The following is a 19,439-nucleotide window of genomic DNA, read 5'->3' as shown; positions in this document are numbered from 1 at the left end:
AGCCGCGTCATCACCTGCTCCGGATACATGCGCGACCAGGTCAACAACCTCTTCAACCTCCCCACCACCCAGATCGACGTCGTACCCAACGGGGTCGACGACCGGGCCTGGCACGCCAAGCCGAGGGCGGTCGCCTCGGCCAGGGCCAAGTTCGCCGGGGACGGTCCGCTGATCGCCTTCGCCGGCCGCCTGGTCTACGAGAAGGGCGTCCAGCACCTGGTCCACGCCATCCCCCGGCTGCGCGACCGGCACCCCGGACTGCGCCTGGTCATCGCCGGCGACGGCCCGTACCGCAACGAGTTGCAGCACGAGGCGGACCGGCTCCGGCTGGACCAGACCGTCAACTTCCTCGGCTTCATGAACGAGAGCCAGTTGCCGGCGGTCCTCGGCGCCACCGACGCGACCGTGGTGCCCAGCCTCTACGAGCCGTTCGGCATGGTCGCGCTGGAGGCCGCCGCGGCCGGCGCCCCGCTCGCCGTCGCCGCCACCGGCGGGCTCGCCGAGATCGTCGAACAGGGCGTGACCGGGGTGACCTTCCCGCACAGCGACCCGGAGGCGCTCGCCGGTGCCGTAGACACCCTGCTCGCCGACGGGGTCTTCGCCCGCCGGGTGGCCCGCCGGGCCAGGACCATGGTCACCGAACGGTACGGCTGGTCCGCGATCGCGGCCCGCACCGCGGCCACCTACACCAGCGCCGTACGCGAGGCCGGTGCCATCGGCAACCGGCTGACGGCCGGGCGCCCGCAGCGGATGGTGGTGCCGGAGGGGAACCTGCTCGCCCTCGACTCCGCCGCCTGCTGACCCCCGACCGCACCCCGTTCCACCAGCGACAATCCCCCGACGGACGACCGGTTCACTGATCCGGAGGATGTCCAACCACCCCGAGGCTGGCTATCGTTTACGGCGGGTGGCGGATGGGGGATCAGACGTGCAGCAGGTGCTTCTCGCTGGGCGCTACCGCCTGCTGCACACCGTCGGCCGGGGCGGGATGGGCCGGGTCTGGCTCGCCCGCGACGAGATGCTGCACCGGGACGTGGCGGTCAAGGAGGTCGTGCCTCCCGAGTGGATGACCGAATCCGAACGCGACGACCTGCGGAGACGCACGCTGCGGGAGGCGCGCACGGCCGCCCGGCTGAACCACCCCAACGTCGTACGCGTCTACGACGTGATCCACACCGGCGACACCCCCTGGATCGTGATGGAGTACGTCCCGTCCCGGTCGGTACAGGAGGTGCTGCAGACCGACGGCCCGTTCTCTCCGCTGCGTACCGCCCAGATCGGCCGGGACGTGCTGGCCGCGTTGCGCGCCGCACACCAGGCCGGGGTCCTGCATCGCGACGTCAAGCCGCACAACGTGCTCATCTCCGACGAGGGCCGGGTGGTGCTCACCGACTTCGGACTGGCCACCGTCGACGGTGGTGACGGCGCGATGACCCGGGCCGGCATCGTGCTCGGCTCCCCCCAGTACGTCGCACCGGAGCGCGCCGCCGAGGGCACCTCCAGCGTCGAGGCCGACCTCTGGTCCCTGGGCGCCACCCTCTACGCCGCGGTGGAGGGACGCTCGCCCTACGCCCGGTCGACCGCGATGGCGACCCTGACCGCGCTGGCGGTGGCGCCACCGGACCGGACCCGGCTGGCCGGTCCACTGCGCCCGGTGCTCAACGGACTGCTCCGCCGCGACCCCCGGCAGCGGCTCAGCGCACCGGAGGTCGACCGGCTGCTGCGACGGATCACCGAGGCCGGCCCGAAGTCGCCGCGGCACACCTTCACCCGCCCCCGCCGACCCGAACCCGCGCCCGCGCCCGTGCCGGCACCCGTACCGCCGGTGGACGCACCCGCCGGGACCGCCACCAGCATCGCCTTCACCACCCCGTCCGACGCCCGCCGCCGGATCGGCTGGCGGGCGGGTACCTCGGTCGCGGTCGGCCTGGTCCTGCTCGCCGCGCTGGGTACCGCGCTGACCGTGCACGCCCAGCGGGACACGGACCGGGCCGGTGCCGCCGCGCCGGGTACGGACCCGACGCCCCGACCGTCGGCACCGCCACCGTCACCGGCGTTCCCCTGTTCCGCCCGCTCCGACACCACCACCCGGGTCGTCGAGGCCCCGCCACCGGCCGGTGAACGGTACGCACTGGTGCCGGGCTGGACCTGGTACAGCGACCCGACCGGGTTCCGGATCGCCGCCCCGATCGGCTGGCGGGTGTTCACCGACGGGGCGGTGGTCTGCTTCCAGGATCCGGACAGCCCACGGGTGCTCAGTGTGGATCCGTCCACGGCTCCGACGCCGGACGCGCAGGCGTACTGGCGGGCGGAGGAGGCGCGGCTCACCGACCGGGGCGCACTGCCCGGTTACAGCCTGGTCACCATCGGGCCGCTCGACCTGCACCAGGGCGGTGCCGAGTGGGAGTGCCGCTGGACCAACGCGGCCGGCAGGCAGGTGCACACCAACCGGATGCTGTTCCACACCTCCGCGACACGGGCGTACACCGTCGCCTGGCTGACGTCCGAGTTCGACTGGCAGGTCAACCGGGTCTACCTGCCGATGCTGCGGTTCAGTTTCCGCCCGGCCCGATAGCCGGTTGCGGCCCCGCCGGTCAAGTCGGACCCGGTCCGGGTCCGCATCCCGACGCATCTCCGGAATGGAGGGTCCCGGTGATTGCCTGGAGGCGTCGCGTTTGGCAAAGTGATCGCGCTACGTGGGGTGATCCTGGGGAGGACGCACAACATGATGGGACCGTCCCATGCACTGTCCGGCGCTGCCGTCTGGCTCGCCGGTTCCTGGGGGTTGTACCAGTTCGCCGGCTACGAGCAGTCGCCGCTGGCGATCGCGGTCGGTACCGCTGTCTGTGCCGGCGGGGCGCTCTTCCCGGACCTCGACATGTCCGGCAAGGTCACCCGCAACCAGGGTGGCGCGACCGTGGCCCGTACCTTCGGGGTGGTCTCGCTCTTCTTCGCCGAGGTGATGGAGAAGATCTCACTCGGCGTCTACCACGCGACGAAGCTGAGCAAGGACCCCGATCGCAAGAACGGGCACCGCACGCTGACCCACACCCTGCCCTTCACCTTCCTCATCGGCTGGGGCACCACCGCGCTGTGCACCGCGTACGGCAAGTGGGCGGTCATCGGGATCCTGTTCTTCATGATCGGGCTGGCGCTGCGCGGACTGTTCGACGAGTGGGCCAAGAAGGCCGGCTGGGTGATCGTGACCCTGGTGTCGGCGGGGGCGGCGTACTTCACCTTCCTGCACCTGCCCGGTGACCGTGGTTATCCCATGCTCGGGCTGGCGGTCGGGGTCGGCTGTTTCGTCCACATCATGGGCGACTTCATCACCAGCGCGGGCGTGCCGATTCTCTGGCCGATCCCGATCAAGCGTCGGATGTGGTGGATGATCGGCCTCCCGAACAAGATCGCGGTCGAGGTCGGCGGCAAGGTCGAGACGAAGGTGCTGCGGATCGCGTTCACCGTGGTCTCGCTGCTGGCCGCGGCGGGTCTGGTGGCACCGGGGGTGCTGTCCCGGTTCAACATCGAGATCTGACCCGACCGGCTCGGGAACGGCTACACCAACGGGCGGTCCTGATCGGACCGCCCGTTGACGTTCACGCTCAGACCGCGACCCGCTGGGCCGGCACCGGTACGGTCAGCCCCCAGTGCGCCATCAGCTCGGGTGAGTCCACCCTGCTCCCGTCGGCGATCGCGTCGCAGGCGATGTCGACGATCTGGTGCTTGTGCGCGAGCAGGTACGGCCGGGCGCCGACGTCGGCGTTGGCCAGCGTCGCGATCCCGGCCCAGTGTCGCCGGCCGAACAGCATCGGATAGCCGCGCAGCCCGCTGTAGGTGGCGCAGACCAGCACGTCCGGGTACGGCAACGCGGTCACCCGGCGGATCGCCGCGCTGGTCAGGCCGGGCATGTCCACCGGCACCACCACCACGGCCTCGATGTCCGGGTCGCTGAGGGCGTCCAGCCCCATCCGCATGGAGGAGCCGATTCCGGTCCCCCACGACCGGTTCACCACGACCGTCGCCTCGGACAGGTCGGCGGTTGCCCGTACCTGCTCGGCTGCGGCCCCGAGTACGACCACGACCGGGTCGCAACCGGCGTCCCGCACGCTGTCGAACACCTGATTCACCAGTGGCCGCTCACCCTGGTGCAGCAACGCCTCCGGGCCACCGATCCGGCGTCCCCCGCCCGCGGCAATGATCATTCCTGCGATCCGACTCAGCTGCGTCACCTTCCACGCCGGCATACGACGGCGTCGTACGCACACCGGGCCCAACGACCCGGTCAGGCTGAGGTATCGGCACCAAAAGGGCAAATTCGGAACTACGCCGCGTCAGCGTAGCAATCAACCACGGATACGTCGACCGGGAACCGGACCGGGGTGGCTCCGAAGAGCAACTGTCCGGCCCGGTCCGACGCTGTCCGGACCAACTCGGCCACCTCGCGCGCCTGCTCCTCGGGACAGTGCACCAGCACCTCGTCGTGCTGAAAGAACACCAGTTGGGCGGCGGTCCCGGCGAGCGTCCCACGCAGAACGGCGAGCAGGGTCAGCGCCCACTCGGCGGCGGTCGCCTGGATGACGAAGTTGCGGGTGAACCGGCCCCTGGAACGGGCGAGGGCACGGGCCCGGGGGCCGAACGGGTCGACCTCGGCCCGCACCTCGAAGTCCGCGCCCTCACCGTCCTCGCGTACCCCGATCGACGATGGCGGGCAGGTCCGGCCGAGCCACGACCGCACCAGTCCACCCGCCTCCCCGGTACGGGCCGCGCTCTCCACGTATTCGAAGGCGGTCGGGTAGCTTCGCCGCAGTACGGCCAGCGCCGGGATCGCGGAGCCGCCGGTCTGGCCGTACATGGCGCCGAGCAGGGCCAGCTTCGCCCTGGCCCGGTCACCGTCGAACGAGTCCCGGGCCAGGGCGGCGTAGAGGTCCCCCGCGCCACCGGCGGCGGCCAGCCGGGCGTCACCGGAGACCGCGGCCAGCACCCGGGGCTCCAACTGGCCGGCGTCGGCGACCACGAACCGCCAGCCCGGATCGGACCGTACCGCCCGCCGGACCACCTTGGGGATCTGCAACGCTCCCCCACCACGGGTGGCCCACCGGCCGGAGACCACGCCGCCCGGCACGTACTCCGGGCGGAACCGCCCGTCGTGCACCCAGGTGTCCCGCCAGGCCCAGCCGTGCGCGGTCCAGATCCGGTACAGCTCCTTGTACTCCAGCAGCAGCGGCACCGCAGGGTGGTCGACCCCGCGGAGCACCCAGGCCCGGGTGCTGGGCAGTTCTATCCCGGCGCGGGCGAAGGCGCGCAGCACCTCGGCCGGCGACTCGGGGTGCAGTTGCCGGACCCCGAACGCCGCCGCGATCCCGGCGGACAGCTCAACCAGCCGGCGCGGGGGCCCGACCGGGGACGGCTCGCCGAGCAGGTCGTGCAGCAGGTCGTCGTGTACGTCGCCGCGCCACGGCAGCCCGTCGGCGGCCATCTCGACCGCGATCAGCGCCCCGGCGGACTCGGCCGCGACCAGCAGGCGGAACCGCCCCGGTTCACCGGTCGCCTCGATCCGGGCGTGCTGGTCGGCGTAGACCGCGACCAGTGCGGCCAGACCCATCGCCGGGGACTCGGAGACCGGCTCGAAGAGGGCGGCCTGCGTGTTGCCCGGCGGGATGGCGGCACGCGGGGCCGGGTCGGCAGGCACCGGTGTCCCGGACAACCGGGCCCAGGCGGCGGCGAGTGAGCGGGGCTCGCCCCACCGGCCGGTGTGGCCGAGCAGCAGCGCCTCGGTCAGCTCCACGTCGTGGCAGCGGTCGACGCGTACGCCGGCCCGGCGCAGGGCCGGATAGGTCGACGCGGTGGCCGGCCAGATCCAGCGCGGCCGGTCCCGCGACTCACGCTCGGCGATCGCGGCGACCAGGTCGGTCACCGGTTCGGCCGGCCCGGCCGGGCGCCCGTCCGGATGCAGGGGCTGCCACTCGCCCCCGCCGCCCTCGTCGGGCATCACCGCCACCAGCACGGTGGCGATTCTGCCCGGCCCCTCCGACATGTTCGCCTCGGGTGGGCCGGGCAGTGCGACGCGGATTACCGGTGCGGTGGGTGGTCCGGTGGGACTACTTGCCCGCGCCGGCGGTCAGGCCGGACTGGATCTGACGCTGGAAGATCGCGTACACGATGATCATCGGGAGGATCGCGATGGTGAGCGCGGCGAACAGCCCGGACCAGTCCGCCTCGTACCCGGCGTTCACCGAGATGTCGGCGATGCCCTGGGTGAGCACCCACTTGTCCTTGGCGTTGGAGAGCAGCACCAGCGGCAGCAGGTACTGCGCCCACTGACCGATGATGTTGAAGATGGTCACGCTGATCATGCCGGGTTTCGCCATCGGCAGCATGACCTGGAAAAACAGCCGGGTGTGCGACGCCCCGTCGATCATCGCCGCCTCGGCCACCGAGTTCGGCAGCGTACGGAAGAAGGCGACCAGGAAGAAGACGGTGAACGGCAGCGAGTACGCGGTGTAGACCAGCACCACACCGGTGTACGTGTTCAGCAGTCCCAGGTTGCGCACCACGAAGAAGAGCGGCACCAGGGCCAGGAAGACCGGGAAGGCCAGCCCGGAGACGAACAGGTAGTAGATGAACCGGTTGCCCCAGAACTTGTACCTGGCCAGCACGTACGCGGCCATCGAACCGAGCAGCATGGTCAGGAAGGTGCCGCAGCCGACCACGATGACGCTGTTGAGGAAGTAGCGGCCGACCCGCGCCGTGGTCCAGGCCCGGCTCCAGTTCTCCCAGCGCAGTTCCGCCGGCAGGGTCCACGGGCTGCTGAAGATCTCGGTGGTGTTCTTGAACGAGGCGAGGAAGACCCAGAGGATCGGCACCACGATGATCACTGCCCAGAAGAACAGCACCAGGTGGCCCGCGCCGTTGAGCAGACTCACTTCGCGACGGCCGGCACGCTTGCCGCGTCGGGGCTGCTCCGCGGGCGGGAGGGGTCGGGGGCCGGGACCGTCCGGCTGGTCGATCCTGGTCGTGGTCAGCTGTGTACCCATCAGTACTCGACGCTTTCCCGCTTGGTTACCCGCAGCGTGAACACTGCGAAGGTGATGGTCAGGAAGAACAGCGCCACACCCATCGCCGAGGCGTACCCGAACTTCTGGTAGGTGAAGGCGTTGCGGTAGATCTCCAGCGCCAGGACCGTGGTCGCCCCGTCCGGGCCGCCGTTGTCGACCGAGAGCACCGCCACCACCGCGAACGCGTCGAACGCGGCGATGCCCAGGTAGACCCAGGCCACCTGGAGGGTGTCCCAGAGCAACGGCAGGGTCACCCGGAAGAAGAGCGTGACCCGGTTGGCCCCGTCCATCTCGGCGGCCTCGTAGATCTCTCCGGGGATCGAGGCGATGCCGGCCGAGAACAGCACCACGTAGAAGCCGACCGACTGCCAGACCAGCACCCCGAGGATCGACCAGAGCGCGATGTTCGGATTGACCAGGAACAGGATCGGATCCAGGCCGATCTTCATCAGCAGGCCGTTGATCAGCCCGGACTCGTTGGGCCGGTAGACCGTCTGGAACAGCACCGCGATGATCGCCACGGCGAGGACCTGGGGTAGGAAGAACACCACGCGGTAGAACTTCGAACCCCAGACCCCCGTCCGCTGGCCCCCGCTGCTCTTGCCCGCCACGTTGAGCATGAACGAGAAGAACAGGGCGATGGCGATGGTGATCAGCGGCAGGGCGATCAGCAGTACCAGGTGATGCTGGATCGCCTGCCAGAAGCGGTGGTCGTCAACCAACTGTCGATAGTTGTCGAAGCCCACCCACTTCGGGGCAGAGAATCCCCTCCAGCTGGTCATCGAGATCTGGAACGCCTGGGCGTACGGGGCGATCACGAAGACCGAGTACAACAACACCGGAGCGGCCAGGAAGCCGATCACGAATGGATACTTGCCGTGCCGCATGACCTACGCTCCGATCAGCGCTTGAACTTGGTGACGGATGCGTCCTTCTTGATCGCGTCCGCCTTCTTCTGGATCCGCTCGCAGTACGCGTCGGCCTTGATCCGACCGAACATCAGCTCGTTGGTCGCGGTCCGGGCCTCGGTGTCGAGCTCCTTGTACCAGCCGTCGAAGAACAGGTTCACCACGTTCTGACCGGCGGCGGCGAGCGCGGCCTGCGAGCTGGCCACACCGGGCGGGAACGCGTAGCCGGTCGAACCGGAGGTCACGACCGTAGCGGACTTGACGACCTCGGTGAAGCCCTTGGCACCGGCGGTGGAGAGCATCTGGCGCATGTACTCCATCGCGCCGCGCGGGTTCGCGCTCTTGGCCGAGACGAAGTAGCCCTCGGCCGCGGTGGCCCGTACGGTGCCGGCCGGCAGCTTGTCCGACGCGGTCAGGCTCGGCAGCGTCATCATCTGGTACTCGAAGCCGGGCGGGGTGTCCTTGGCCTGCTCGTTCTCCAGCCAGTCACCGCTGGGGTAGAAGCCGACCTTGTACTGGTTCTGCAGGAGCTGCACGTCGGTGTGCTTGAGCCCCTCGAAGCTCTTGTCCAGGTACTTCGCGCCGATCTCGGCCCACGCGGCGGCGGCCTGCTTGACCGGCTCGGCGGTCCAGGCCCCGTCCTCGAGGTTGTCGATGTTCTTCAGTACGTCCGGTCCGCCGATCTTCGCGGCGTGGGTGAGGATCACGTTCCAGACGTAGTACGGCGCGTTCGCACCGGCGTAACCGAACGGGGTGATGCCCTTGGCCTTGATCTTGTCGAGCAGGGCGGTGAACTCCTCCCAGGTCTTGGCGGGAGCCCAACCGTTTTCCTTGAACAGCTTGCCGGAGTACCAGAGGCCGAACACGGTGGAGACGTAGTTGAGCACGTACGGCTTGCCGTTGAACGTACCGACGTCGACGGTGCCGGGGACGACGGTGTCCCGGACCTTCTTCGACGGGTCGTCCACCGAGGGGGCGTCCCACAGCTCGGTCAGGTCCTGGAGCTGACCGTCGGCGACCAGGGCGCCGAAGTCCAGCGACTTCTCACCGGAGTTGTTGACGAACTCCGGCGGGTTGCCGGCGGCGAACCGGGGCTGGAGCACGGTGGAGATGGCCTGGCTGGCCTCGTGCTTGATGGTCGCCTTCGGGAACTTCGCCTTGTACAGCGGCTCGTGCACGTCGGTGGCGTACTTGTCGCCGTAGCCACCGTTGAAGATGACCACCTCGAGCTGGGCGTCCTCCTTGACACCGAACGGGTTCTCGGCGCTCTTGGTGCCCTCGCTCTGCTCCTGCGTCTCGTCGTCACCGCCGGTGGCGCAGGCGCTGAGCAGACCGGCCGCCGGAACGGCGAGCAGGCCGGCAGCGGCGGCCCGCTGCAGAACGATGCGGCGGCTGAGATCCGACGGCTTGTCGGGGGTTACGGACATCTTCGTCTCCTCGGTTAGGTTTCGTCGTCGCCACAAAATGTCAGGGTCAGGCGGTACGCCGGATACGCCCGGCATACCGCGACTCCAGGGCGGTGTTGTGCTCGTCCCCGCCGGGGACGTTCGCGGATCGGTAAATTGGGGGTACCTCTCCCACGACGTGGAACCGTCGTACGACCTCCGCGGTCAGCAACTGCGCCAGCAGCGCGGTGGTGACCGAGGAGACCGCACAGACCGCGCCGCCGCCGTCCAGCGGCAGCAGTGCGTCACCGTACGGCGCGCCATTGTCCAGCACGACGTCGGCAATGTCGGCGAGCCGTTGACCGGACGGGTGCCGAGGGGCGACCCGTGCCGTGTGCTCGACCGAGGTGACCGCGATCAGGTCGTGACCGCGTTCTTTCACCAGCCTCGCCAGCTCGACAACCGAGCCGTTGATGCCGGACTGGGACGCCACCACGAACACGTCGCGCGGCTGGGGAGCCGCGAGCGCGTAGATCCGGTGGGCGATGGTGGGGTCGCGTTCGAGTTTGGGATCGCCGAGTACGTCCGGCGACGCGTCGCCGTACAGCACCAGGTCCCAGAGGGAGAGCTGGTTGGTCGGTACCAGTCCGCCGGCACGGGCGACCAGCTCGGCCGCGAACGCCTCGGAGTGGCCCGCACCGAACGCCTGGAGCACGCCGTCGCCGCGCAGGCTGTCGGCGATCAGGTCGGCCGCCCGGCCCACCCCGTCGACCTGGGTGTCCAGCAGCCGGTCGAGCACCGGGCGGACCGCGTCGGCGTACCCCTGCATGCTGATCATTTGTTCGCCCCGATCCGTACGGTGGGGTGGCCCTGGTCGCTCATCCCCGTACCTCCTTCGCCGCCTTGTGCCCGCCGACGGCCCGCGCGGTCCGCTGGAACGCCGAGTGGGCACGGTCGTGGGTCCGCTGGGCGACCGCGATGTAGAGCAGGTCGAGGACGACCAGTTGCGGGTGCCGGGCGGAGAGCGCGTCCGGGCGGAAGGTGGTGGCCTGGCTGGCGGTGAGCAGCACGATGTCGGCCAGTTCCGCCAGGGGCGAGCGGGGAAAGCTGGTCAGGGCGACGGTGGTGGCGCCGTGGCTGCCCGCCTCGGCCAGCATCTCGATCGTCTCGCGGGTCTCGCCGGTGTGCGAGATGCCGAGCGCCACGTCTCCGTCGCGCAGCAGGGCGGCGCTGGCCAGCCCCTCGTGGACGTCGTGCCAGGACCAGGCGGGTACGCCGATCCGGTGCAGGCTGAACTGCATCTCGGCGCCGACCAGGGCACTGCCGCTGGCACCGAAGATGTTGACCCGGCTGGCGGCGGCGATCGCCTCCGCGGCCCGTTCGACCTCCCGCAGGTCGAGCAGGGTCGCGGTGTCGTGCATCGCCTGGGTGTCCGCGGCCATGATCTGGCCGAGCACCCGCTCCAGCGGATCGCCGGGCTGGATCTCCCGGCCGATGTCGACCGTCCAGCCGGCCGAGCGCGCCCGTCCGGTCTCGGCGGCGATGCCCAGCCGCAGGTCGGCGTAGCCCTCGAAGCCCATCGCCCGGCAGAACCGGGTGACCGTGGCCGGTGAGGTGCCGCTGCGTTCGGCCAGTTCGACGATGGTGGCGCGGGCGGCGGCCTCCGGGTCGGCGAGCACCTGTTCGGCGACGCGTTGCAGGGCGCCGGTGAACTCCGGGAGCCGGGAACGTACCCGGACCAGGACGCTGTCGCTCGGGGAGAGTCCGGCGGCTAGTCGCCGGTCGAACGCCTCGGCGTCGACCACCGCGGTTCGCGCGGCGGTGTCCACCTCGTGATCGACCATGTGAACGCCTTCCGGAAAGAGTGTTAACTGTTAGTGGTAAAAGTTCTTACTAACACCCCCTCCGTGTCAAGACTGTGGGCGAAGTTTTCAAACCGTTACCTGCCCCGACGGGTCGACGGGCGACCCGCCCACCATCCCCGTCAAGCACCCTGAGCAGCCGGAACACGATCGCACCCGGCCTCGTCGACGAGCAACGGGGCGACGGCGGCGCCGTCCGGGCCGGGGACCCGGCGTCGCGGGTTTGCCGGTTTCCCCCGGACGATCAGCCCTAGCCTGTTCACATGCGGCGTCGGCTGGGGCAGCTCGCCCGGGAGACGCCCGCCGAGCGGGAGCGTTACCTCGACCTGCTCCGCGCCCTGGCGATCGCGGCCGTGGTGATCGGCCACTGGCTGATCATCGTGATCGACTACGACCGGTCCGGGCGGCTCACCGGGCGCTCCGCCCTGGTCGAACTCTCCGCCGCCCGACCCGGCACCTGGCTGTTCCAGGTCATGCCGATCTTCTTCCTGGTGGGCGGGTACGCCAACGCCGCCTCGCTGAGCAGTCACCGGCGCCGGGGCGGTCGGGCCGGCGACTGGCTGCTGGACCGGTGCGCCCGGCTGCTGCGGCCGACCACGGCACTGATCGTCGTCCTGGCCGGCGCGGCGCTGGGCGCCCAACTCGTCGGGGCCGACGCCGAACAGGTACGCCCGGTGGTCTGGTTCGCCACCATCCCGCTCTGGTTCCTGGCCGCGTACCTGGCGGTGGTGGCCCTGACCCCGGTGACGTACGCGCTGCACCGGCGCTTCGGGCTCGCCGTACCGGTGGCGCTGCTGGCGCTGGTGGTGGGGGGCGACCTGGCCCGGCTGGTCGGGCCCGAGTCGTACGCCAGCGGGAACTTCCTGTTCGGGTGGCTCGCCGTGCACCAGTTCGGTTATGCCTGGCGGGACAGCCGGACCGGCACCGGCCGCAGCGGCGGCGGGCTGTTGCGCACCCAGTTGCCGATGGGGCCGACGGTCGGCGTCGGGCTGCTGTTCGGCGGGTTCGCCGCGCTGCTGGCGCTGACGCTGGCCGGACCGTACCCGGTCAGCATGGTCAACATCCCGGGCGAGCGGCTGCACAACATGTCACCGCCGAGCCTCGCCCTGCTCGCCAACGCGACGTGGCAGCTCGGGGTGATCCTGCTCCTGCGCGGCCCGGCGGAACGTTGGCTGCACCGGCCCCGCCCCTGGCTGGTGGTGATCGCGGCGAACGCGGTCGTGCTGACGATCTTCCTCTGGCACATCACCGCCGCGGTGCTGCTGGTCGGCGCGCTGGACGCGCTGGACGCGCTGCCCACCCCGGCCGTGGGCAGCGGCGCCTGGTGGTTGTGGCGGCTGCCCTGGCTGGTCACCCTGACGGTGGTGCTGGCGGTGCTGGTGGCCGTGTTCAGCCCGATCGAGACCGGGGCCGGACGCCGGTCACGTTTCCTGCCCCTCGGGCCGATCCGGTCGCTGCGGCCCACCGGGCGCCCGCTTCACCGCCTCCGCCGGGGCCGATCCGGGGCGGGGCCGCCGGCCCGCCTCGTGGGAAGGCCGGAGCGGACGGTGCCGAGGGCGGTGCTGACCGGGGTCGGGATCGCGGCCGTGGTGGCCGCGCTGCTCGACAACAGCCTGACCTCGAAAGACTCGCCGGAACCGGTCGGACTGCCCACGGCGGCCCTGGTCAGCTACCTGACCGGGGCCGCCGTACTCCGCTGGCTCAGATCACCCTCGGACCGGCGTGAAGCACCACCAGCGCCGACGGACACCTGATCGATATCGGTCAGCGCGCGGCGACCGTGGCGATCGCGGTACGGATGATGTCCAGCCCCTCCCGGGCCTCCGCCTCGGTGAGGGTCAGCGGTGGACCCATCCGCAGTACGTTGCCGTACAGGCCGCCCTTGCCGACCAGCAACCCGCCCCGGCGGCACTCCTCGAAGACCCGTACGGCGTTCGCCGGGTCCGGCTCCCGGCTGCCCGGACGGACGAACTCGACCGCCAGCATCAGCCCCTTGCCGCGTACCTCGCCGACGATGTCGTGCTCCCGGACCGCCTCGTCCAGGCCCTGGCGCAGGATCGCGCCGACCCGGTGGGCGTTGCCCTGCAGGTCGTGGTCGAGCAGGTAGTCCAGTACGGCGTTACCGGCGGCGGTGGAGATCGGGTTGCCGCCGAAGGTGGAGAAGCTGATCGCCTTGACCTCCTCCAGCACCGGCGCCCGCCCGACCACCCCGGCCAGGGCGAAACCGTTGCCGATCCCCTTGGCGAAGGTGAGCAGGTCGGGCACCACGTCGTGCGCCTGGTAACCCCAGAAGTGCTCCCCGGTCCGCCCCCAGCCGGTCTGGACCTCGTCGGAGATGAGCAGGATCCCCGACTCGTCGAGCACCTTCTTGTACGCCCCCAGCAGCCCGTCCGGCGGGTGGACGAAACCCCCCACGCCCTGGATCGGCTCGGCGATCAGGCAGGCCACGTCCCCGCTGGTCTGGGTCGCCAGCACCTCGCGCAGGTCGTCCACGGCCGCGTCGACCTGCACCTGCGGGTCGAGCCGGGAGAGCAGTCCCCGCATCCGGTCGCTCGAGTGCAGCCAGCTCACCTGCAACGGGTTCAGCGAACTCGCCGACCAGCTCCGGTGTCCGGTGATGCCCATCGTCGCGTACGACCGGCCGTGGTAGCTGTTGCGTACGGCGAGGATCTGGTGCGACCGGCGGTAGTTGGTGGCGACCAGCAGCGCCGCCTCGTTCGCCTCGGTGCCGGAGTTGGTGAAGAAAACCCGCGCGTCCGGGATGCCGGAGAGCCGGGCGACCTTCTCGGCCAGCTCGACCTGCTGCCGGATCAGGTAGAGGGTGGAGCTGTGCACCACGCCGGTGGCGAGCTGGCGGGCGACCGCGTCACGAATCTCGGCGATGTCGTAACCGATCATGTTGGTCAGGACGCCGCCGAAGAAGTCCAGGTAGCTGCGTCCGGTCGAGTCGGTGACCCGGCGTCCCGAGCCGGAGACCAGCTCGATCGGCTCCTCGTAGTAGAGCGGCATCCAGGACGGCAGCACGGCTCGGTGCCGCGCCAGCAGGTCGTCGGTGGCCATCGTCATCACACCCTTCACCCCGGGTACGCGGATGACTGCACGCTTTCATCGATCCGCCGTCCCCGGCAACTGCCACCCTGTAGCCGGTGCGGGCCCCGGCACTGACACTCCGTCAGCCCCGCCTGGTTCCCGTTCGGATCCGTCGGCTCCGCCGCGTCCTCGTCCGGTGTGGAACCGGCGCGGCAGCCGGAGCATTCGCGGCAGCCGGAGCAGGAGCGCGGTGACCACCCACCCGGCCCATCCCCCGGCCAGGGCCACCGGCTGCGGGCCCGCCTCCAGCCAGTGGTATCCGGCCAGGAACCCGACCAGGGCGAGGCTGTTGCCGACGAAGTGGCGGCTGAACTCGGCCAGGTCGCGCCGGCTCTCGATGGCCACCAGCACCCCGGAGTACGGGAACGTCACCACCATTGCGCGCAGTTGCTGACCGAGCAGCACGGCCACGGTCGACCCGGCGAGGATGACCGGTAACCGGAGCAGCGCCGGCAGGGGGTGCCGCTGCGGGGCCGGTGGCAGCGGCCCGGCCCACCGGGGCAGGAGCAGCATCACCACCGACCACAGCCCGAGTACGCCGACCAGGACCGGCACGAACGGCAGCGGCGCGACCCGCAGGAGTGCCGCGCTCAGCCCCAGGTAGACCGCCAGCCCGAGCAGGTCGGCGAGGAGGATCGGCACCCCGAACCGGTGGTACGCCACGGTGACGGTGAGGAAGAAGAGGTTCAGCGCGACCACGCCGAGCACCTGGGTGCCGTCCACCGGGAACCCGGTGCCGGCGAGCGCGACGGTCATCGGCAGCGGCAGGCTGTAGACGAACGCGCGCCACCGTACCGACCTGATCAGGCTGACCGACCACACCACGGCGGCGACGAGCAGCACCGTGGTCCAGCTCATGACCGGGCCACCGGCGAGGGCAGGTCGGGCATCAGTCGGTGAAGGTCGCGACCCGTGCACAGGTCTGGTAGGCGGTACGCAGCCGGTCCAGGTCGTCGGGGTTGACCGAGAAGACGTTCTCGCCGATCTCCCCGTGCGGGGTCATCCGCCCCTCCCAGGCACTCGTACCGTCCCAGACGGCCAGGTTCAGATCGAGGCTCCGGTCCACCGAGCGCCAGGGCAACAGACCGACCCGTACGCCGGCCCGGCGCTGGTCGTCGACCAGCTCGCGCAGTTGGTCGGTGAGCTGGTGGTAGCCGAAGATCCGGTTGATCGTGACCCCCCGGGCGAGCGCCTCCAGGTTGAGGGTCCAGTAGTACCGGCCGATGTCGCTGCCCCACCAGTTCGGCTCGCCGCCGGTCCACGGCAGGACGTTCGTTATCGCGTCGAGCCGGCCGACGCAGTCCCTGGTCGCCTCGATCAGGTCCCGGTGGTCCGTACCCGGACGGATGATCCGGCCGGCGCGCAGGTGCCCGGTCTCGACCCGGAGCCGGTCGAAGCGCCGCCGTGCCTCGGCCGCGACCCGGGTGTCCGGATAGTGCTCGACCGCCTCCCTGGTCCCGGTCATGATCGGTACGAGGGCCTCGGTCAGCCAGGGTTCCCCGGCCATCAGCGTCCGCAGCTCGAACCGGCGCTCGGCGCGGGCGATCGAGTCGACCAGCAGCGAGATCGTGGTGCCGAGCAGGCCGGCGAACAACGACTCGACGCCGGAGGCCGCACTGGTCAGGTCGAGGGCGACGGACAGGGCCACCGACAGCCCGATCCCGGCCAGGGCGACCGGGTCGGTGTGCGCGACCAGCCGGGTCAGCCGCCGCCGCGCCCGTCCCGGCCGCCCCGGAGAACGTGCCCGGACACTTCGCTCCGCCCGGTCCGGTATCCGGTATCCCGTCATCGGCCACCACCCTCCGGGTCGCCGGCCCCGATGCTGCCCCGCCGCACGTCGTGGCCGTTGGCGGGGAGGACCGGTCCGTGGCAGAAAGCGCCCTTCGTCACATCACGGCCGAGGGTAGGAGGCGTCGACAACACCCGCCGGTCCGGCCGGGGGACGGATCGCCCGGCTACGATCCGCGGCCGTACCGGGCGGGACTACTATGGCCTGTGCGCAACGGACAACTCAGGCAGATGACCGACTTCTCGTTCCCGTCGTACTCGGTCGACCTCGCCACCGGTACCGCATCGTTCGACTACCTCCTGTCCGGCCCGGACGGCGAGCAGCGGTTCACCGAGGTGATCACCTTCCCGGTGCCGGCGATCCCGCCCACCGCGTCGACCGAGGCGACCTTCCGCCGGGTGCTGGACCTGCTGCACCTGGTCGCCGGGGTGAGCTACTACAAGGCCGCCGCGCCGCCCCGGCTGCTGGTGCCGGCGCCGCTGGGCGAGGCCGCCGTCGCGCTGGTCACCGCCATCTACACCAAGGGCCTGGCGGAGTACGCGTACCGCAACGACCTCCCGTACGTGCTGGACCTGGAGCCGACGGTCCCGGCCGGGCAGGTGCCGGAGCCGGCTCTGCTGGACAACTCCGACGGCCGTCCGCTCTGCGCGGTCGGTGGGGGCAAGGACTCGATCGTGAGCCTGGAGGCGCTGCGCCGGGCCGGCCTCGATCCGGTGCCGTTCTCGGTCAACCCCAACCCGGTGATCGTCTCGGTGAACCAGGCGTCCGGGCTCACCGCCCTGGCCGCCCGCCGCCGGATCGACCCGGTCCTGTTCGAGCTCAACGCCGAGGGTGCCCGCAACGGGCACATCCCGGTGACCGCGATCAACTCGCTGATCGCGGTGGCGACCGCGGTCCTGCACGGGCTCGGTCCGGTGGTGATGTCCAACGAGCGTTCCGCGTCCGACCCGAACCTGATCTGGAACGGTCACGAGATCAACCACCAGTGGTCCAAGGGCGTCGAGGCCGAGGGGCTGCTCCGGGGTGCCCTGGCCGGTCACGCCGGCCTGACCGAGCCGTACTTCTCGCTGCTGCGCCCGCTGTCGGAGCTGCACATCGCCAGGCTGTTCGCCCAGTTCGACCGGTACGACGACGTCGTGACGAGCTGCAACAAGGCGTTCAAGCTGCACGACCCGACCGTACGGTGGTGCGGCGACTGCCCCAAGTGCCGGTTCGTGTTCCTGGCGATGTCCCCGTTCATGCCCCGCGAACGGCTGGTCCACATCTTCGGGGTGGACCTGCTCGCCGACACGTTGCAGGTGCCGGGTTACCTGGAACTGCTCGGGATCGACGCGCACAAGCCGTTCGAGTGCGTCGGCGAGGTCGAGGAGTCGGTGGTGGCGCTCGGGTTGATCGCCGAGCAGGAGCAGTGGCGGGACGCGGAGGTCGTACGGTCGCTGGTCCAGATCGTGCCGTCGGCCGCGTGGGCGACGGCGGCGAACTCGGAGGTGTTCACCCCCGGCGGCCCGCACTTCGTCCCCCCGTCGTACGCGAAGGCCCGCGCCGACCTGGAATAACCCGCCCGGCTGCTCAGCGGTAGCGGGTCAGACGTCCCGGACCGCGTCGAGGGCGAGCAGGGCGACGTGCAGGGACAGGCAGTCGTCGACCGCGTCGAGATCGGCGTCGAGGATCCGGGCGATCCTGGCCAGCCGCTCGTAGAACGCCGGCCGGGACAGGTGCGCCGCAGTGGCCGCCGCCGACTTGTTCCGCCCGTGGTCCAGGTACGCCCGCAGCGTGCCGAGCAGCCGTTCCTTCGGGTGCTCGGCATCGTGGGCGAGCAGCGGACCGAGTTCCCGCTCGACGAAGGTCTGTAGTCGGGGCTCGTCCCGCAGCAGGTGCAGCAGGCCGGCGAGCCCGACGTGCGGCAACCGGAACACGGCCAGGTCGTGCCGCCCGCGACGGGCAGCGTCGGCGATCTGGCGGGCCTCCACCAGCGAGCGACGCGCCTCGCGGAGCGAGTCGACGCCGGAACCCGCCGCCACGATCACCGCGTCCGGGGCGGTCCCACCCGGTCCGGGCGGGGCGGCGTCCCGGCGTACCCGGTGCAACGCGGCGGCGAACGCGGCCAGTGACCGGTCCTCGGCCGCCGGGTCCCGCAGCGCGAGCAGCGCGCCCACGGCCTGGTCGTCCAGGGCGCTGGCCAGCCCGGTCAGCTCGGCCTCGCGCAGTGCCTGCCCGACCGCGTCGGCCAGATCCCGCAGCCGGGCCTGGGCCATCGGTGTGCCGGCCTCGTCGGCCCGGTGCCGGACCACCACCCCGACCAGGTGCCGACGCTCCAGCGTCACCCCGAGGGCCCGCGCCCGCAGCGCGACCTCGTCCACCGGTCGGGCATGGTCGAGCAGGGCGGTGAGCAGGTTGCGGTGGATTTGGCGTTCCAGGCCCTCGGCGTCGCGCCTGATCAGCCGGCCCAGCGCCAGCGTCGACGCGGCCCGCTCGATCAGGATGGTCAGCCGGGTCGGCGGGGCTGCCGGGGTCGCGGCACCGGGTGCCAGGTCGGCACCGGGCCAACGCAGCAGCAGCCGCCCCCAGTCCTGGCCACGGGCGCCCACGGTGGTCACCAACCACCCGGCGTCCGGGTCGTACGCGGTCCGCCCGGCCGGCTGGATCCGCCGCGACTGCTGCTCCCAGCTCCCGAGCAGCAGCTCCGCCCGCTCCCCCGCCGTGTCGTACGCGAGCACCTGCCGGGACAGGTTCTCCAGCACCACCGGGCATCCGGCGAGCCTGGCCGCCTGGTGGACCACCTCGGCCGGTTCGGCACCCTCGACCGACAGGTCGGTGAACCGCTGGTGGATCTCCTCGGTGGCGCGCAGCTCGGTGAGCTGGGCGTCGACGATCAGGGCGTGCACCGCCTCGGTGATCCGGACAAACGGCGTCACCCTGCGTAGTTCCACCAGTGGCAGCCCGCGCCGTTCCGCCGCCGCGATCATGACCCTGGGCACGCTGGTCGGGTACCGCCGGCCCAGCTCGACCAGCAGCCCGGAGACCCCGACGTCGGCCAGCTCACCGATGAAGGCCCGCAGCCCGGCGTCGTCCGAGGGCAGGCCGATCCCGGTGGTGAGCACCAGCTCACCCCCGTTGAGCAGGGCTGCGATGTCGGGCACCTCGGCCGCGTGCACCCAGCGGACGAGCCGGTCCAGACCGTCCTGCCCGGCCACCAGCCGGGGTCCGCCGTGTCGCACCGGGTCGAGCGCGAGGACCTCACGGACGGTAGGGAACACGCTGGTCACCGTACCGTCCGGGGGCTCGGAGCGACCACACCCGGCGCGGCCGTGACCCGGCTCCAAGATCAGGTCTCGGCCGTGTTGTGTGCC

At 71.1% G+C, this 19,439-nt stretch carries 16 protein-coding genes; 5 read left to right on the top strand and 11 right to left on the bottom strand.

All coding sequences use genetic code 11. The features are described 5' to 3' along the window. The 3 genes from ACWEFB_RS35930 to ACWEFB_RS35920 all read left to right on the top strand — a co-directional run. Positions 1-801: glycosyltransferase family 4 protein (locus ACWEFB_RS35930; RefSeq protein WP_452292720.1), on the top strand; the 801-nt coding region annotated here is incomplete at its 5' end. A 127-nt stretch (positions 802-928) separates the two neighbouring features. After that, positions 929-2,575, top strand: a complete 1,647-nt coding sequence (locus ACWEFB_RS35925) for a serine/threonine-protein kinase (RefSeq protein ID WP_452292719.1) — start codon at positions 929-931, stop codon at positions 2,573-2,575. 150 nt (positions 2,576-2,725) lie between these two features. Continuing rightward, positions 2,726-3,535 carry a metal-dependent hydrolase gene (locus ACWEFB_RS35920; RefSeq protein ID WP_326557082.1) on the top strand — a complete coding sequence of 270 codons (810 nt, stop codon included), beginning with the start codon at positions 2,726-2,728 and terminating at the stop codon, positions 3,533-3,535. A gap of 67 nt (positions 3,536-3,602) precedes the next feature. Here the strand turns inward: ACWEFB_RS35920 and ACWEFB_RS35915 are convergent, their stop codons facing one another. The 7 genes from ACWEFB_RS35915 to ACWEFB_RS35885 form a co-directional block, all read right to left on the bottom strand. Beyond that, positions 3,603-4,202 (bottom strand): nucleotidyltransferase family protein, encoded by a 600-nt coding sequence (locus tag ACWEFB_RS35915; protein WP_326557081.1) that lies wholly within the window; start codon positions 4,200-4,202, stop codon positions 3,603-3,605. 119 nt (positions 4,203-4,321) lie between these two features. Beyond that, positions 4,322-6,034 (bottom strand): bifunctional 3'-5' exonuclease/DNA polymerase, encoded by a 1,713-nt coding sequence (locus tag ACWEFB_RS35910; RefSeq protein ID WP_452292718.1) that lies wholly within the window; start codon positions 6,032-6,034, stop codon positions 4,322-4,324. Positions 6,035-6,098: 64 nt separating this feature from the next. Next, entirely contained in the window at positions 6,099-7,034 is a 936-nt protein-coding gene (locus ACWEFB_RS35905; protein ID WP_452292717.1) for a carbohydrate ABC transporter permease, read from the bottom strand. Further along, positions 7,034-7,942 (bottom strand): carbohydrate ABC transporter permease, encoded by a 909-nt coding sequence (locus ACWEFB_RS35900; protein WP_452292716.1) that lies wholly within the window; start codon positions 7,940-7,942, stop codon positions 7,034-7,036. The genes ACWEFB_RS35905 and ACWEFB_RS35900 overlap by 1 nt, the downstream gene beginning before the upstream one ends. A 14-nt stretch (positions 7,943-7,956) precedes the next feature. Then, the gene (gene ngcE / locus ACWEFB_RS35895; protein ID WP_452292715.1) at positions 7,957-9,390 is read right to left on the bottom strand and encodes an N-acetylglucosamine/diacetylchitobiose ABC transporter substrate-binding protein; all 1,434 of its coding nucleotides are present in this window, start codon (positions 9,388-9,390) and stop codon (positions 7,957-7,959) included. Positions 9,391-9,436: 46 nt separating this feature from the next. Next, positions 9,437-10,186 (bottom strand): sugar isomerase domain-containing protein, encoded by a 750-nt coding sequence (locus ACWEFB_RS35890; RefSeq protein ID WP_452292714.1) that lies wholly within the window; start codon positions 10,184-10,186, stop codon positions 9,437-9,439. A 40-nt stretch (positions 10,187-10,226) separates the two neighbouring features. Further along, a complete protein-coding gene (locus ACWEFB_RS35885; protein WP_452292713.1) occupies positions 10,227-11,192 on the bottom strand; it encodes a MurR/RpiR family transcriptional regulator in 966 nt (321 codons plus the stop codon). 281 nt (positions 11,193-11,473) lie between these two features. On the opposite strand from ACWEFB_RS35885, the gene ACWEFB_RS35880 reads away from it, so the two are divergent. After that, positions 11,474-12,964 carry an acyltransferase family protein gene (locus ACWEFB_RS35880; protein WP_452292712.1) on the top strand — a complete coding sequence of 497 codons (1,491 nt, stop codon included), beginning with the start codon at positions 11,474-11,476 and terminating at the stop codon, positions 12,962-12,964. Between the two features lie 10 nt (positions 12,965-12,974). Here the strand turns inward: ACWEFB_RS35880 and ACWEFB_RS35875 are convergent, their stop codons facing one another. From ACWEFB_RS35875 to ACWEFB_RS35865, 3 genes are read right to left on the bottom strand one after another with little or no spacing between them, the layout of a single operon-like run. Further along, positions 12,975-14,270: an aspartate aminotransferase family protein gene (locus ACWEFB_RS35875; protein WP_452292711.1), complete on the bottom strand. Its 1,296-nt coding sequence runs from the start codon at positions 14,268-14,270 to the stop codon at positions 12,975-12,977. Between the two features lie 45 nt (positions 14,271-14,315). Continuing rightward, entirely contained in the window at positions 14,316-15,158 is an 843-nt protein-coding gene (locus ACWEFB_RS35870; RefSeq protein WP_452292710.1) for a hypothetical protein, read from the bottom strand. A gap of 31 nt (positions 15,159-15,189) precedes the next feature. Beyond that, complete coding sequence (locus ACWEFB_RS35865; protein WP_452292709.1) at positions 15,190-16,089, bottom strand: hypothetical protein; 900 nt, start codon at positions 16,087-16,089, stop codon at positions 15,190-15,192. Positions 16,090-16,295: 206 nt separating this feature from the next. Between ACWEFB_RS35865 and ACWEFB_RS35860 the strand changes: the two genes are divergently transcribed. Then, positions 16,296-17,645: a hypothetical protein gene (locus tag ACWEFB_RS35860; RefSeq protein ID WP_452292708.1), complete on the top strand. Its 1,350-nt coding sequence runs from the start codon at positions 16,296-16,298 to the stop codon at positions 17,643-17,645. 27 nt (positions 17,646-17,672) lie between these two features. Here the strand turns inward: ACWEFB_RS35860 and ACWEFB_RS35855 are convergent, their stop codons facing one another. Next, positions 17,673-19,346 carry a PucR family transcriptional regulator gene (locus ACWEFB_RS35855; protein ID WP_452292707.1) on the bottom strand — a complete coding sequence of 558 codons (1,674 nt, stop codon included), beginning with the start codon at positions 19,344-19,346 and terminating at the stop codon, positions 17,673-17,675. Between the last annotated feature and the right edge of the window lie 93 nt (positions 19,347-19,439).

This window comes from Micromonospora sp. NPDC004704, from assembly GCF_053601675.1.
The sequence above is the reverse complement of the archived record's forward strand: the minus strand, read 5'-3'. Positions and strand labels throughout refer to the sequence as shown.

Excerpts from the sequence above, each read along its gene's own strand:
- ACWEFB_RS35920 (WP_326557082.1), top strand. The coding sequence starts at position 2,726 with ATGATGGGACCGTCCCATGCACTGTCCGGCGCTGCCGTCTGGCTCGCC.
- ACWEFB_RS35865 (WP_452292709.1), bottom strand. The coding sequence starts at position 16,089 with ATGACGGGATACCGGATACCGGACCGGGCGGAGCGAAGTGTCCGGGCA.
- ACWEFB_RS35900 (WP_452292716.1), bottom strand. The coding sequence starts at position 7,942 with ATGCGGCACGGCAAGTATCCATTCGTGATCGGCTTCCTGGCCGCTCCG.
- ACWEFB_RS35870 (WP_452292710.1), bottom strand. The coding sequence starts at position 15,158 with ATGAGCTGGACCACGGTGCTGCTCGTCGCCGCCGTGGTGTGGTCGGTC.
- ACWEFB_RS35875 (WP_452292711.1), bottom strand. The coding sequence starts at position 14,270 with ATGGCCACCGACGACCTGCTGGCGCGGCACCGAGCCGTGCTGCCGTCC.
- ACWEFB_RS35890 (WP_452292714.1), bottom strand. The coding sequence starts at position 10,186 with ATGATCAGCATGCAGGGGTACGCCGACGCGGTCCGCCCGGTGCTCGAC.
- ACWEFB_RS35910 (WP_452292718.1), bottom strand. The coding sequence starts at position 6,034 with ATGTCGGAGGGGCCGGGCAGAATCGCCACCGTGCTGGTGGCGGTGATG.
- ACWEFB_RS35880 (WP_452292712.1), top strand. The coding sequence starts at position 11,474 with ATGCGGCGTCGGCTGGGGCAGCTCGCCCGGGAGACGCCCGCCGAGCGG.
- ACWEFB_RS35915 (WP_326557081.1), bottom strand. The coding sequence starts at position 4,202 with ATGATCATTGCCGCGGGCGGGGGACGCCGGATCGGTGGCCCGGAGGCG.
- ACWEFB_RS35905 (WP_452292717.1), bottom strand. The coding sequence starts at position 7,034 with ATGGGTACACAGCTGACCACGACCAGGATCGACCAGCCGGACGGTCCC.
- ACWEFB_RS35885 (WP_452292713.1), bottom strand. The coding sequence starts at position 11,192 with ATGGTCGATCACGAGGTGGACACCGCCGCGCGAACCGCGGTGGTCGAC.
- ngcE (WP_452292715.1), bottom strand. The coding sequence starts at position 9,390 with ATGTCCGTAACCCCCGACAAGCCGTCGGATCTCAGCCGCCGCATCGTT.